Annotated in this window: 12 protein-coding genes and 1 tRNA gene; 10 read left to right on the top strand and 3 right to left on the bottom strand. The window is 50.3% G+C overall.

The window, feature by feature from the left end; genetic code table 11:
• Positions 1-315: 315 nt before the first annotated feature.
• Positions 316-732: a hypothetical protein gene (locus K3T83_RS09225; protein ID WP_220202674.1), complete on the top strand. Its 417-nt coding sequence runs from the start codon at positions 316-318 to the stop codon at positions 730-732.
• A 372-nt stretch (positions 733-1104) separates the two neighbouring features.
• The gene (locus tag K3T83_RS09220) at positions 1105-2112 is read left to right on the top strand and encodes a tyrosine-type recombinase/integrase (RefSeq protein ID WP_220202673.1); all 1008 of its coding nucleotides are present in this window, start codon (positions 1105-1107) and stop codon (positions 2110-2112) included.
• A 71-nt stretch (positions 2113-2183) separates the two neighbouring features.
• On the opposite strand, the gene K3T83_RS09215 is transcribed toward K3T83_RS09220, so the two are convergent.
• The 3 genes from K3T83_RS09215 to K3T83_RS09205 form a co-directional block, all read right to left on the bottom strand.
• On the bottom strand, positions 2184-2798 hold the full coding sequence (locus K3T83_RS09215) for a zinc ribbon domain-containing protein (protein WP_220202672.1): 615 nt from the start codon (positions 2796-2798) through the stop codon (positions 2184-2186).
• 87 nt (positions 2799-2885) lie between these two features.
• The gene (locus K3T83_RS09210; RefSeq protein WP_220202671.1) at positions 2886-5357 is read right to left on the bottom strand and encodes a ComEC/Rec2 family competence protein; all 2472 of its coding nucleotides are present in this window, start codon (positions 5355-5357) and stop codon (positions 2886-2888) included.
• Positions 5354-6184: a ComEA family DNA-binding protein gene (locus tag K3T83_RS09205; RefSeq protein WP_220202670.1), complete on the bottom strand. Its 831-nt coding sequence runs from the start codon at positions 6182-6184 to the stop codon at positions 5354-5356. The genes K3T83_RS09210 and K3T83_RS09205 overlap by 4 nt, the downstream gene beginning before the upstream one ends.
• A gap of 293 nt (positions 6185-6477) precedes the next feature.
• Here K3T83_RS09205 and K3T83_RS09200 point away from each other — a divergent pair, with 293 nt between their 5' ends.
• From K3T83_RS09200 to K3T83_RS09165, 8 genes are all read left to right on the top strand, one after another.
• A complete protein-coding gene (locus tag K3T83_RS09200) occupies positions 6478-6912 on the top strand; it encodes a DUF2267 domain-containing protein (RefSeq protein WP_220202669.1) in 435 nt (144 codons plus the stop codon).
• 86 nt (positions 6913-6998) lie between these two features.
• Positions 6999-7070 (top strand) — tRNA-Arg (locus K3T83_RS09195).
• A 511-nt stretch (positions 7071-7581) separates the two neighbouring features.
• Positions 7582-9288 carry a peptide ABC transporter substrate-binding protein gene (locus K3T83_RS09190; RefSeq protein WP_220202668.1) on the top strand — a complete coding sequence of 569 codons (1707 nt, stop codon included), beginning with the start codon at positions 7582-7584 and terminating at the stop codon, positions 9286-9288.
• Between the two features lie 181 nt (positions 9289-9469).
• Positions 9470-10432 carry an ABC transporter permease gene (locus K3T83_RS09185; protein ID WP_220202667.1) on the top strand — a complete coding sequence of 321 codons (963 nt, stop codon included), beginning with the start codon at positions 9470-9472 and terminating at the stop codon, positions 10430-10432.
• 29 nt (positions 10433-10461) lie between these two features.
• Positions 10462-11400 (top strand): ABC transporter permease, encoded by a 939-nt coding sequence (locus tag K3T83_RS09180; protein ID WP_220202666.1) that lies wholly within the window; start codon positions 10462-10464, stop codon positions 11398-11400.
• A 25-nt stretch (positions 11401-11425) separates the two neighbouring features.
• Positions 11426-12508 carry an ABC transporter ATP-binding protein gene (locus K3T83_RS09175; protein ID WP_220202665.1) on the top strand — a complete coding sequence of 361 codons (1083 nt, stop codon included), beginning with the start codon at positions 11426-11428 and terminating at the stop codon, positions 12506-12508.
• A 16-nt stretch (positions 12509-12524) separates the two neighbouring features.
• Positions 12525-13550 carry an ABC transporter ATP-binding protein gene (locus tag K3T83_RS09170; protein ID WP_220202664.1) on the top strand — a complete coding sequence of 342 codons (1026 nt, stop codon included), beginning with the start codon at positions 12525-12527 and terminating at the stop codon, positions 13548-13550.
• 242 nt (positions 13551-13792) lie between these two features.
• Positions 13793-14302 (top strand): vitamin K epoxide reductase family protein, encoded by a 510-nt coding sequence (locus K3T83_RS09165; protein ID WP_220202663.1) that lies wholly within the window; start codon positions 13793-13795, stop codon positions 14300-14302.
• The last annotated feature ends 42 nt before the right edge of the window (positions 14303-14344 follow it).

The following is a 14344-nucleotide window of genomic DNA, read 5'->3' as shown; positions in this document are numbered from 1 at the left end:
CTATATGCAGTATGCACACTTTTCCGTTTCCTGTCAATGAAATTGCTCGCACCTGATGAAATAGGAGAGAGGGCAATTGTGTTTATATTTATATATATGTGTGTCTATATGTTGTGCTGTTTTACTGTGTACAATGACGTATCTTACTGGCATACAGTATAGATTATGTGGTATTGTATGAAAATAGTACACAATATTTCCGTTTGCAGTGGCCTGAGCAGGAAGAGATCGTTAGAAGCATCTTTGAATGAGCAGAAACCAGGGCAGGTAGAAAAATTGTGGTAGTGTTTTAGTAAAGAAGGGACGGTTTTCATCGTGAAAAAGACCGAACGGAAACGAGAATCATTGTTGGCTGTTCTGGGCGATCTCAACCGACCTTTGCGCGTACGGCCTGTACGCTATATGGGACGTGAATGGTGGGCGATTGATACCGAAGATATCTGGCCGGGTATGGTCATGGATCTTCGCCGCCTGGGTTTCGAGTCAGTGGCAATGGGTGAGGAAGTGCTGGTGCGAGAGGGTGCTCCTGTTGCTTATGAGTCGAAAATGGAGGGGCCAGCTAATCCTGGCGGATTGCGTCCTTTCCCAGTCGTAACACCCACGATTCAGATTCGCAAAGATTCTTACTCAACTGAGTATTCGGATTTCGCATATTTAGATGAGTATAATGATGAAGATGAGGACGAGGGCGACGACGAATTAGAGCCAGAAGATCTGGATGATGATTTGTAGTTAGCCCGTTGCCTCACAATAGATATCTCAGGCTCAAGGATATGCCTGCAACACCTCGCGAAGGGGCATACCTTCGCGAGGTGTTGTTTTATCGATGTGATGCTGCCTTGATTGCCAAAAAGTCCTGTCCAGCAAGGCTATCGGGTGGCCTCGTGAACTGCTTGCCGGATGCACCTCATGTTGCCTGCTCTTTTTCTGCACCTTTCATTGGATTTTCAGCTATCTGTAGAATCAGCTTTGCTGTGAGAGGTGTATGAAATTGCCGTAGAGAAGAACCCCTGTTCTTTTGACTCTCTATACCAGATGGGTTGATTCTGCTATAATGAAAAGCGTAGTGATGTTTGAGTGACATAGATAGCTAAGGAGTGTTACATGCAAAAGGACTCCAGGCAGGAAACGCAGCCAGAACCAGTTCGCACGGAAGACGGTTCCGTTTTGGAATCGGGTCTTTTTGGGGCTTCAACTGTTGTTGCGGAAGTGCATGATGAGGTGGAGACAACGTTGCCTTCGCCAGTATCTACTCACCTGCTCACCGATCAATCCAGTCTGGCCGCCTGTGCTGTACCTTATCGACAGGAGTTGACGTTGAGGGGAAAGTCGAACTATACGATAACCTGTTTTCTTTCCGATCTAAAGATGTTTGGCGATCACGTTGGTCATGACATACCTGTTGGACGGGTCACGAAGGAAACGTTGACGGATTGGCTGATGAAGCTGAAATTCGGTACGGATCATACTCCAGCGCCTAAAACAATGGCGCGTCGGATCACCTTCCTCAAAAACTTCTTCTCCTGGTTAGCCCATGAGGGAGTTATTAGAGAAGATCCCTCCGCGAGTCTTACTTTAGAACGTCCTTTGCCTCCTCTGCCAGAGCTGTTGTCTGAAGATGAAGTACAGCGTCTCATTGCAGCTGCCTCTGGAGATCCACGCTGCCATTCGCTGGTCTACCTTGTTTTGCTGGCTGGCTTGAAAAAAGAGGAAGTGATGGGCTTAAAGGTTCGTCATATTGATCTGACTGATCCGCAGACGCCTTTAATTACCGTGCATTTTCCTGCTACTACCGGAAAGCAGCATCGGGAGCGTCGCCTGGCTCTTCCGTCCGAATTTACAACGATTTTTAAAAAATACCAGGAGACCTATCATCTTACGGATTCTGTGTTTGAATGCACAGATCGCAATCTGAATTATATCCTGGCGCGTGCTGTGAAGGACGCTGATATCAGGAAACGCGTGACACTGCAACTATTGCGCGATATTTTTGCTGTGGAGCAGTTGCGAGCAGGTATTTCGCTGGATGCGTTGCGCGAAAAGCTGGGCCTTTCTGATGAGGCGTGGTTAGAGTCGAAGGAAAAATATCGCCGGCTCGCGTTCCCGAAATAAAGCCCCTTTAGAAAGAAGGAAAGAAGGACGGGACGTCTGGAGTCGGCGTATTTGGATATTTTGGTGTTCATTTAGAAAGGTGGATAATTCCTTGCTGGCGATGGAGGGGGAGCCGCGAATCTGACGGTTTTGCGGCGGAGGGCCATCATCAAGAGTAGTGTATTCAGGATGATTGCTCCTATTGCGATGGGTCCAAGACAGAGCAGACCAATGCCGCGAGTAAGAATCACTCCCCCTATCATCAGTGGCCAGTAGATGAAAACACTACCGATAAGCAGAATGATCCCCGTCGCTGTTGATCCTGCTATGATCCAGCCGACACCGAATAGCCCGAAGAGTGAGAGAATAAACTCTGTCACCATTGCGGTATCTTTTCTAAATGGCGGTGTTGAGTTAGCGGTGAATGGCGGATGATACCCTGGTCCACTGTGCGAACTGGATTGATAATAGAAAGGTGGAGCATTTTGTGCAACCCCCGCTCCCGGTTGTTGAGCGAAATGTGGTGGCGGCGCGATATGGGATGCATCGTGTTGATCTGACGGGCGCATTCCAATGTCGTGTTGTGGGAACTGCCCATACGTGGTCGAGGGCTGTGTGCTTTTCTTCACGCCGCCAAAAACGGTTCCACATGCCGGACAGATCGAGCTATTTTCTGGTACATTATTTCCACAACGTGGGCAGATCATCTGACGAGTCTTTCTAACATTCAGTACGATTAATATGTAAATCTTTCACTAGCTCGTAATGATATCACGCTGGTTGTGTAATATCGATTACAATATATTCACATTCCAGCCATCAGCGTTGCTTTCGATTTCCACCGTTCCGGTTTGTGCAGTTTGGATCACCTGGCAGTCTGTTTCTGTTGCTGGCAATGGGTTGGAAGCAACTGGATCACTTCCCTTGCTCTGATTTGCACGGACTGACGGTGGCGTGATGATCAAGGCCGTTGGATGAGCTTTTCGTAAGACCTCCTGTAACGCTGTTGGATAAGTTTTGTTGATCTCCCCTACTATTTGTACTATATCCGCTTCCAGATAACTTGAGGTGAGGTTCATCAATAGTCCTGTAAGCGCATACTGGCTCTGTGCGGCAGCACCTAGCAAAAGTGTATGCATCCCTGGTGCTTGAACACGTACAATCAGGCTATTGTCCCAGACCTCGTTGCTTCCTTTGTGCAAGTGTTGGGGCCACAATATCTGTAATGCAACCCCGGCACCTATTGGAATGGTTGTTCCCTCGGAAACGGATAAGTAGGGCAGGTTGCGTTCATTAATTATACGTCTCCAGAGTGCATAAGTTGTATTAGGATGAAGCATACCTGCATCTATCACTTCTTTAATCTGGAAGCGTTGGATAACATCCAGGAGTCCCGTAATATGCTCTGGCCTGGCCGCGGTAAGAACTACAACGTCAAGCGTGCGCTGCCACGAGGGGAGACGGCTATCCAGAGCCTGCGAGAGCGAGGCCGCATCTAGGCCGCCGTCAATCAATACGGTTTGACCCTGTGCTGTGCGGATAAAAATAGCCTCGCCTTGCGAGACGGATCTTGCTGGCCCAACGTCGAGAAAGCTCACGCTGAACTTGTCGGTGCTCTGAGGCGTCAGAACGCTCACCCCTGTTCCCAGGATGATGAGGGCAGCGACGCCTAGCTGTAGGATGCGCAGTAAGCGTCGTGAGGATGGCGATACTTTTGCGCCTGTGTGCTGTTTTCTTTTTGTTGTGTCGTCTCTTTTGCGCAAAAGGATGATGTACAGGGATGCCAGAGCGATATAGTAGCCCCATGCTACAACGCTACTCATCGTATTGAGAGGGATAGCAGCTCCTGGGGTGGCAGCGCAGATATCTATGACTGTTTTGAGATACCACAGGAAAGGCCATGCCAGCCAGCCGCAGAGCATTCCTAGAGGAATAAAAATGAGGCCGCCAATACCAACCAGTAAGCCCAGCACAAGAAAGGTTCCCAGGAGTGGGACGGTCAGTACGTTCGCAAACAGTGCGATAAATGAAAGCTGTTGAAAGACAATCGTTGTAATGGGAAATGTGGCGATCTGAGCGGCCAGCGTCACGGCAACAATTTCCACCAGGGTATGTCCAAAAAGGAGGCGTTGCATGGGATGGAGCAGGCGCTCAAAAAAAGGCGTCAGCATGACAATACCCAGCGTTCCCAGGAACGAGAGCAGAAAGCTCACACTCCATAACGTCAGGGGATCAATTGCGCTGATGATGATGGCCGCCAGCGACAGGGACGTATAGATGTTATATGTCCGACCTGTACGAGGAGCCACCACCAGCAGCATACCCATGATTCCTGCTCGCAGCGCAGCTGGACCAGCACCGCTCAGGAGAGTATATGCAAGAATGGTTACAATCGTACTTGCCGTTGTGATCCAGCGGAGAGGACTTTTTGCCCTTCCGCGTTTGCTTCCTGAAGCTTTTTCCAGCAATGACATCATGTTGCTGATAATACCAGCCAGGATCGTTACTTTAAAGCCGCTGGGGGCAATGAGATGCGCTGTGCCAGTGGCGTTGAATGCGGGGATCAGCGGGGCGAGTGCCGGGGTATGCAAGCTGAGCAGCAGCGCGATAAGCAGTGCTGCTTCTGGTTGGGGGAGTGCTTGAGTAATGATATTGGCAAGCAGGACGCGCAGATGGTAGAGCCAGACGATGAGGATATTGCCTCCTGTTCCCTGAACAGAGATGCGAGGGAAGGTCATGCTCGCAAAAATGCCTGGGGCGGACTGTGGTTCAGGTGGTTGTAATTTCCCCTGTAGCTTCACGCTATCGCCATAATTGGCACCATAAGGGGTCTCAATGGTGATGCCAGATGAGTAGACTAGAATGGTTCCCGCTGCTTCTTGCCACGATGCGCCGTTGTCATTGCTTACCTGATTCACTGTGATAAGTAACGTGCGGCTCCTACCCTGTAATTTGGGTTCATCGGCGACCACGCCGCGTATTTGCAGGGATGGAGAACCAATGTAGCTGGCAATAGAGTGTGGCGTATTAGCGGGCAAAGCGAGGCTATAGCGCCATGCACCGGCAAGCAGGCAGAAGAGCAGCAGGAGAAGCATTCTCTCCTGTTGATACTGCCAGAGCAGCAGGCAGAGGATCAGTGCCATTGCCGCGCCTATCAGGAAGACGAGCGGAGGCATGGTTAGAAAAGAGCCGAGAAATATCCCGGCCAACCAGAGCAGCCCGATTGCCACCAGCAGTAGTCCTCGCGGAACGAGAACCGCTTTCATGAGACCGCCACCGATCCTTTTATTTTGTCATAGATGGATTTGCTGACGACCCCATCGAGTTGATCAACGGAGGTGAACGGACCATGTTGTGTGCGGTAAGTAATGATTGTTGAGGCTGTCGTGCTGCTAATATGCAGCTTTTGTTGCATCTCCTGTGAGCTTGCGGTATTGATATTCACGAGCGCGGTGGTAGCAGTTGTATCGCTCGTAGAAGAACCGGGAGCGGGTACGCCGCCGGTATAGCTGGGAGGCTTCTCACCTTGCATCGTGACATAGACCTCCTGCCCATCGTTCAATCTGGCTGCAAGGTTGAGCGACACAAGATTGGCATTGGGCAACGGACCACCTGCCGCCTGCAACAATTGATAGACGCGTGCATTGGTGGGCAGCATATAGACGCCGGGCCGCTTGACCGCTCCGACGATATAGACCTGAATGCTGCCAGCGCTTGTAGCTGGATTGCTTGTGGAGGCATCGGTGTTACTACTGGTTGCTCCTGTTGTGGTTGCTGATGGCCCGAAGTTCTGCTGCGTAACTGGCGGAACGGTCGCGGCTGTAGGAGTGGGACTCCAGATAAAATAGAGGCCAATGGCCAGAGCCAGTACGAGGGCAACGGCAAATATGCGTGTGACAGGCAATTTTTTTTGCGCTAGATCAGTTTGGGGTTGTGTTGATTCATCGGTCAGTGTAGGTGTATCGGGACCGACGATCGCTTCCTCATATGCGAGTTGCGTTACATGGCTAGATAGAGGCGTGGTCGGTCGCTGAGATAGATAGCTGCTGATAAGCCCTCGTCGGTTCGGGTGGGATGGTGGTGGTAGTGCCATAGTATAGTAGACCTCCCTTGCAACATTCTCAAGAATCCTACAATACCATTAACAGGCTACATTTGTAAATTCTTAAAAATAATGAATGTCAATAAATGCATAAATCTTATGATGTGAAAAGAATAAATTAGCTAGAAAGGCGTATAAATTTATAGATTGGCGGAAGTTTGCACGCGTATCGTGGCTTTTAGCGGTTGTGCCTGCTAGAAACTTTTCAGCGCAAGGGATCGTGCAAGTAGGAAAGAGACGAGAAAGTGCTGGAAAATGCCGCTGCTAGAGAGAAGGAGTAGCATATGAAATATGAAGAGTTTATTAGCAAAGTGCGCAGTCGTGCTAGCCTTGCAACCCCGGAGCAGGCAGTGCTGGCGGCACGGGCAACGCTTGAGGCATTGGCGGAGCGCATGGAGGGTCACGAGGTAGAACATCTTGCAGCACAACTTCCGCCTGAGCTTGGGTTGTATCTGCAATTGACCAATGAAGAGAGGGGAGAAGGCTTTTCATTGGATGAGTTCTTCTATCGAGTGAGCAGGCGTGAGGGCGTGAACCTTGTTGACGCTGAGTATCATGCACGTGTTGTGCTGGCTTTAGTTGCGGAGACCGTTTCGATGGGCGAGATCGAGGATGTGCGTTCCCAGTTGCCACCGGAGTTTGCCCGCCTCTTTGAGGTGCAAAACGAGGGCGAGATCCCTGAGATCGGCAAGGTTGCGGAGACCGGCGATGAACTCTAAAATGGTGGTGATTCCTGTTGTATCGCAAAAATCAATGGAGAAGTGGCTTGAAAGTCGTTGACGAGTATGCTATTATCTCCATTGAAGTTCCCGTAGCTCAGTGGATAGAGCACCGGTCTCCGGAACCGGGTGCGCAGGTTCGATCCCTGTCGGGAACACTTAACAATACCAAACAGCTCTGGAAGCTAAAAGACCTGAATGAGATTAGCAGAAAAACACTCTCATTCAGGTTTTTTTGTCAAGACTGAATGTGTAGGATGAGTTAGCTGCGCACGAAAAAGTCATAAAGAAAAAGCTGAACGAAAAGAAACTGCATGCAAGCTGGCGAGAGATGCGAGGTGGTTAGGGCTAATCCTCATAGTAATTTGGAACGATGAAAAAGATATGGCATTATGAATGTTCTGCAAAGAAATTGTGTGAGAAATTACCAGGAAGAAGCGTAGTACATATAACGCTAATCAAACTTCAAAGGTGTTGTATCAATATCGATGAATTTGTAGGTCTGGTTGCTTGCCCTGTAACCAGACTGTATCGTGAGAGATGATGAAGTTATACGTTTGGCGTCCGCTCTACATAACCAGGGGAGGAACTGCTACTCCTTACTGGACACATGCTATTCTAAATTTAAGGTAGCCTTTTTTGAAACCGAAGTTATTTTTCGAGGAGGACATGATGCCGAAACATCCTAGACCCCGGCTTCTTGTCTGTGCGTTTTCCTTCTTAGCATTGTTTGTACTGGTGCTAAGTGGTTGTGGCGCACAGGGAACACCGACCAGCAGTACCCAGCAGAGTAATAACTCTCAGCCTGTGAAGGGAGGGACGTGGATCGATGATATTGGCAATGAGCCGGATTCATTGATCCCTAATGGTGGTGCGCAAACATTTAATACCCTCGTTGATCAGGCAATCTATTCGCCTTTGTTTGTTGGCGATAAAGATGGCAAAATTAACCCTTATATCGTGTCAGAGATGCCGACCGCAGCGAACGGCGACATCAGCGCTGATCTGAAAACCTGGACCTTTAAGCTTAAACCCGGCTTGAAATGGTCGGATGGCCAGCCTTTGACCGCTGAGGATGTTGATTTCACCTGGAAACTGTGGAACAACCCTAAGTTTGGTGCCTCAAATACCACCGGCTTCAATCTGATTACCTCGGCTGATGTCTCTTCTGATAAGCTCAGCATTACTTTCCATCTGAAAAGCGCATTTGCACCATTCGTGGCGATCTGGACCGATGGTGGCTTTGCTCCTCTGCCAAAGCATCATTTCGAGAGCATGTCGCCCGACTCCATCTTGAAATCCAAAGATAACCTGAATCCATCCGTCGTGAGCGGTCCTTTCATGATGGCCGAGAGCGTCCCCGGCAACCATTATACGGTGGTGAAAAACCCCAACTACTTCCGCGCCTCTGAAGGTCTGCCTTATCTTGATAAGGTCGTGTTCAAGGTTATTTCCAACCAGGATACGATTTTGAAAGATTTCCAGTCGAATGGTTCTACCTCTGGCTGGTTCCTGGATGTCAGCAAAACCGCATCATACAAGGCTCTGGCGAACTACAATCTGGTAGTGAATCCAAATGCCTCGAACTTCGAGGTTATGATCTTCAACTTCAACAATCCTATCCTGGGTAAAGATCTCGCCGTACGTAAAGCAATGGCGATGGCAATCGATCATGACACTTTGATTAAAACTGCTCGTAAGGGCCAGGCACTCCCGTTGTGTACCGATCATGGTAAGGCATTTAACCCTGGTTATCAGGCCGATGCTCCCTGTCCCAAGTTTGATCCTGCTGGTGCAAACCAACTGCTCGATCAAGACGGTTGGGTCAAAGGTTCTGATGGCTATCGTACAAAGGGTGGCAAGAAGCTCGAATTTAAATATACGACCACTTCTGGTAAACCCTGGCGTGAAGATGACGAGTTGATCCTTCAGTCCAACTTCAAAGATATCGGTGTGAAAATCAATATTGATAATCGTCCCGCCAGCGAATTCTTTGGCCCATTCTTGAATGGCGGCAAGCATGATCTGGCTGAGTTTGAGAATGCCTGGGTTTACGATCCCGATGATGCAACGCTGACTGGCACCGACGCCATCCCTAAGAATGGTGGCCAGGGCCAGAACTGGAGCTTCTACAGCAATCCTAAAGTGGATGCTCTACAAAAACAAGAGCAGACCTCCGCTGATCCCGCTGTGCGCCAGGATGCGTTCAACAAGCTCCATGAGATCTACCTGACCGACTTCCCATTCGCGATTCTTTACAGCCCATCTGATATTGCTGTGGCAAAGAAAACCGTCCATAACTACCTTCCCGGTCCGATGGGTGCATCAGAGACCGTCAACATCTGGGAATGGTGGTGTACTGACGGCAAGTGCTAGCTTCATTGGGCTGATTATGAGTCTTTGACTCATTGTCTTCAATAAACAAGAGAAGGTGTCTCTGGTTGGCGTGGATCTCCAGCCAGAGACATTATTGTTAAAACTGGCATAAACATGGTAGACTACATTTAACAAAAAACTTTACCGTATTTATGGCCGTGTTTTTCTTGTGGAGGTACTCATGGGTCGATATATTATTCGGCGAGTGCTACAGGCCATTCCGTTGCTTTTCCTACTTTCTATTGCTATGTTTCTCTTGATCCATGCATTGCCCGGCGGGGCTGATCAGGTCATCTTCAATCCGCACCTGGATGCTGCCGGTCGTGCCGCTTTGCGTGCTCGCTTTGGTCTGGACCAGCCCTTGCCCGTACAATATATAAAATGGCTAGGAAATTGTTTGATCGGAAACTTTGGCTATTCGTTTGCTACCAATCAGCCTGTTTCAGACATCTTTGCGGAGCGCTTCCCTCCAACAATTGAGCTATTCGCGATTGCCCTCTCCCTGGCTTTAATTCTGGCGATTATCCTGGGTACAATCTCTGCGGTTCGTCAGAATAGTGTCGTTGATTATATACTGACAACCATTTCCTACTTTGGTCTTGCTATGCCTGCTTTTATCCTAGGCATCTTCCTACAAGACATTTTCGGCGTCCAGCTTCACTGGTTGCCCGTCTCCGGTACCGAGACTCTCGGCTATACCTTTGATGCTTTTAATTCCTTTTTTGATCGATTTCTCCATATAGTTCTACCTACGCTCACTCTCGCCACGCTGTTTGTTGCAGGATGGAGCCGCTATATGCGCTCCAGTACGATTGATGTGGTGAAGCAAGATTATATGCGCACAGCACGCGCCAAAGGGGTTAGCCCCTCCTCTGTCTTGTTTCGCCATGCCCTGCGCAACTCGATCATCCCGCTGATCACTGTGGCCGCCATCGATTTTGGCTCGGTTGCCAGTGGAGCGACTATCACAGAAGGCATTTTTCAATGGCCGGGTATGGGGTCGTTGTTCCTCAACTCTCTCGATGTGCGTGACTATCCTGTTCTCTTAGCTATGCTCGTGGTGGGTGCCGTGTTTGTGATTGGTTTTAACCTGATTGCCGATATCCTTTATGGTATCGTGGACCCCCGTATTCGCTACTCGTAGCTTATCAGGAGGAGAGAGGAGTACTTTACATGGATATACCTGGACGGGTCGATAATACTATAGCCTCTATAGAAGACGAGCCTATGCTGGAACTGACGCCTGCATTAACGCAGAAGCGTCGTAGCCAGGGACGTATCATTTTCGACCGGTTTATTCGTAATAAAGCGGCCCTCGTTGGCCTGGCCGCCCTGATTTTGCTGTTTCTGTTCTGCTTTCTCGGTCCCTTTGTCACTGGACATAGCAGGCCGGATGTTCTGCATCCAACCGATGCAGCGCTGGCACCTTCCTGGCAATACCCTTTTGGCACCGATGATGTTGGCCGTGACCAGTTCGCTCGTGCGATGGCAGGCGGGCAAGTTTCGTTGCTGGTCGGGCTTATCTCGATGCTGGTGGCGCTGATTTTCGGTATCGGCATTGGTTCTATTGCTGGCTACTTCGGTGGCATCATCGATAACATCTTGATGCGCCTGACCGATATAATGCTGTCGGTGCCATACCTGTTGCTGCTGTTTGTCCTCTCCGCGTCGTTCTCTGATGGTTCTCCCAGGACGGTTATTCTGCTAATCGCTCTTTTGGGCTGGGCTACTACGTCGCGCCTGGTTCGAGGTGAGTTTATTGCGCTCAAGCAGCGCGAATTTGTGCTTGCCGCCCGTACCATTGGCGCTGGAGATTTCCGCTTGATGTTCCGGCATATTCTGCCGAATGCAGCCGGTCCAATTATCGTGAACGCAACACTGCTCATCGGCATCAATATTATTAGCGAGTCTGTGCTAAGCTACTTCAACTTTGGTCTACATCCTCCCTCTGCAAGCTGGGGCAATATGGTCAGCGGTGGGCAGGCACTCTATGATACCGCCCCCTGGCTCGTGTTTGCTCCAGCGCTGCTCATCTTCGTGACGGTGTTGAGCTGCAATCTGGTGGGTGATGGACTGCGCGATGCCCTCGATCCTCATATGACGGAGCGGTAAACTTGAGCGAAAAGGAGAGACGAACTTGGGAGAAAATCTGCTAGAAGTGCAGGATCTTAAAACATACTTTAAAACGAAGTCGGGGCATGTGCGGGCGGTCGATGGGGTGAGCTTCGCGGTCAAGCCCGGAGAGAAGGTGGCGATTGTGGGCGAGAGTGGCTGTGGGAAAAGCGTCACATCGCTCTCCATCATGCGCCTTGTTGCTCAACCTCCCGGTGAATACGCGGGAGGCAGCATCATGTTCGATGGTCAGGATTTATTGGAACTGCCTGAGAGCGCAATGCGCAAGATTCGCGGCGGCAAAATAGGCATGATTTTTCAAGATCCTATGACTTGTCTCAATCCTACAATGACCGTTGGGCAACAGATAGCGGAAGGGCTACGCATCCATCTCAAGCTCTCAAAGGGCGAGGCTCGCAAACGTGCGCTCTCTTTGTTGGAACAGGTTGGCATTCCTGCTGCTACCGAACGTCTTGACTCGTATCCTCATCAATTTAGTGGCGGTATGCGTCAACGCGTCATGATCGCAATTGCCCTGGCCTGCAATCCCAAATTGTTGATTGCGGACGAACCAACCACCGCGCTGGATGTGACAGTGCAGGCACAGATACTTGAGCTAATCGCGGGCGTCTGTAGCGAGTTTGGCACGTCATTAATCCTGATCACGCACGATCTCGGTGTGGTTGCTGGCGTGGCTGATCGCGTGATTGTGATGTATGCTGGAAAGGTGATTGAAGAAGGTCCGACCGAAGAGCTTTTCGCCAATCCTCGGCATCCCTATACTATTGGTCTGCTTGCATCTGTCCCGCGCCTGGACGAAAAGCGTCACTCAGAACTGAAAACGATTGAGGGTGCCCCGCCTGATCTGCTCAATCCGCCTACGGGCTGCCCCTTTATGCCGCGCTGCTACTTCGCTCGTAACATCTGCCGCACGATGCCCTCTCTTGATCCTGTGGGCGATAATGCCGCTCACCGTAAGGCGTGTTGGGCCGATGTTACTGATCCGCGCGATCAGGCATATGCAGAACGTCGCCGCCAGATCAGAATGGAAGCGCAAAAAGCTGCTATGGAGGCGGCTGCGAGTAAGGCCGCATCGAGTGCATCGTAAGGAGAAATTTAGGAAGATGGCAGATACTCTGGTCGGGAGCAAGACGTTGCTCGATATACGCGACCTCAAGATGCATTTCCCTTTGACGAGAGGGATTGTGATGCAGCGCGTCGTCGGCCATGTACGCGCCGTTGATGGGATCACGTTCTCTATCGAGCGTGGCCAGACGCTTGGTCTGGTTGGTGAGAGTGGCTCTGGGAAGACGACGATTGGCCGTACGATCATACGGCTCTATAAGCCAACCGCTGGGCAGATCCTTTTTGATAATAAAGATCTGGCGACAACTGAGGGCGAGGAACTGCGACAGATGCGTCGTCGCGTGCAGATGGTGTTTCAAGATCCTTACGCCTCGCTCAATCCTCGCTTTACTATTGGTTCATTGATCGCCGAACCTATGCAGGTGTATCGCACCGGGACTCCTGCCGAAATTCGAGAGCGGGTCGTTGAGCTGTTGCAAGTTGTTGGGCTGCGCCCTGAATATGCCGACCGCTATCCACATGAGTTTAGTGGAGGGCAACGCCAGCGTATTGCTGTGGCACGCGCCCTTTCGATCAATCCCGAATTCGTGGTGGCAGATGAGCCAGTCTCGGCTCTGGATGTCTCGGTGCGCGCTCAGGTGCTCAATCTCCTTCAGCGTTTGCAGCGGCAATTTCACCTGACCTATCTCTTTGTCTCACATGACCTCAGCGTGGTGCGCCATGTGGCTGATCGTATTGCGGTGATGTATCTCGGCAAGATCATGGAACTGGCGGATCGCGACGAACTATATGCTGCCCCCAAACATCCTTATACCAAAGCCTTACTCTCAGCGGTGCCGATTCCCGATCCAAAGGTTGAGAAGAAACGACAACGTATTATTCTTTCTGGGGATCTTCCCAGTCCCATCAATATTCCCTCTGGCTGCCGTTTTCATACTCGCTGTCCAATGGCACAACAGATTTGCCGTGAGATCGAGCCAGCTTTTGAGGCCAAAGAAGGTCGCGAACATTACGCTGCCTGCCATTTTGCCGAGCAGGTGACGCCCCCTGTTGTAAAAGAATAGCTTTGCCTTGATGAAGAGTGTGCAGTTATAGAGCACAGCAATCTTCCCGAATTCTTTGCACACTCTTCTACGACCTGCCAGCTTGTCGGCAATAGACTCCCATTGACATCCCCCCTCCTCAGCGCTATGCTAGGTGCTAAACAGTGCTAATAAATAGCGCCTTTTACATCATCAGAATATGATGTAACCTATCAGGCGCTTATGATTGTTTATCGTAATCAAAAGACGAGGAAGGAATTTCTATGACCTTCTTGCAGCGTTCGGGAGGGCAGATTGCCTGGTTGATTCTTTCTCTCCTGGGTATGGCAGTCTCGATCTACTTGACCTTTGTGCATTATCAGGGGGCGCCGCTTGTCTGCTCTACAGGCGGCTTGATTGATTGTGAGAGCGTCCTCTCCAGTGCTTACTCGCTAGTGCCTGGCACCGCTATTCCTATCACTATTCCCGGCCTGCTCTGGTTTATTGTCAGCGGAGGCCTGGCCTTGCTTGGCTGGCAATTCCGCCCGGGTGAGCGACGAGTTCTCCTTGCGGAACTGGTATGGGCGGCGCTTGGTATGTTGTCGGTGTTCTATCTGGTATATGCTGAAGTCGTGGCACTACACAAGATTTGTGCCTGGTGTACTGTTATTCACGTCACAATTCTTGTGATGTTGCTGCTTGCGGTTGTCCAGTGGCAGGGAGCCAGCGACGACGAGGCCGAATTAGAGGAAGAAGAAGAGGAACAGCCTTCCTTGCCAGCCAAGCAGGGATAACGCGCTCTTCTCGTGTAGCAAAATACTGACACGTGCCTATGA

This window comes from Reticulibacter mediterranei (assembly GCF_016587455.1).
The sequence above is the reverse complement of the archived record's forward strand: the minus strand, read 5'-3'. Positions and strand labels throughout refer to the sequence as shown.

Excerpts from the sequence above, each read along its gene's own strand:
- K3T83_RS09220 (WP_220202673.1), top strand. The coding sequence starts at position 1,105 with ATGCAAAAGGACTCCAGGCAGGAAACGCAGCCAGAACCAGTTCGCACG.
- K3T83_RS09215 (WP_220202672.1), bottom strand. The coding sequence starts at position 2,798 with ATGATCTGCCCACGTTGTGGAAATAATGTACCAGAAAATAGCTCGATC.
- K3T83_RS09210 (WP_220202671.1), bottom strand. The coding sequence starts at position 5,357 with ATGAAAGCGGTTCTCGTTCCGCGAGGACTACTGCTGGTGGCAATCGGG.
- K3T83_RS09205 (WP_220202670.1), bottom strand. The coding sequence starts at position 6,184 with ATGGCACTACCACCACCATCCCACCCGAACCGACGAGGGCTTATCAGC.
- K3T83_RS09200 (WP_220202669.1), top strand. The coding sequence starts at position 6,478 with ATGAAATATGAAGAGTTTATTAGCAAAGTGCGCAGTCGTGCTAGCCTT.
- K3T83_RS09190 (WP_220202668.1), top strand. The coding sequence starts at position 7,582 with ATGATGCCGAAACATCCTAGACCCCGGCTTCTTGTCTGTGCGTTTTCC.
- K3T83_RS09185 (WP_220202667.1), top strand. The coding sequence starts at position 9,470 with ATGGGTCGATATATTATTCGGCGAGTGCTACAGGCCATTCCGTTGCTT.
- K3T83_RS09180 (WP_220202666.1), top strand. The coding sequence starts at position 10,462 with ATGGATATACCTGGACGGGTCGATAATACTATAGCCTCTATAGAAGAC.
- K3T83_RS09170 (WP_220202664.1), top strand. The coding sequence starts at position 12,525 with ATGGCAGATACTCTGGTCGGGAGCAAGACGTTGCTCGATATACGCGAC.
- K3T83_RS09165 (WP_220202663.1), top strand. The coding sequence starts at position 13,793 with ATGACCTTCTTGCAGCGTTCGGGAGGGCAGATTGCCTGGTTGATTCTT.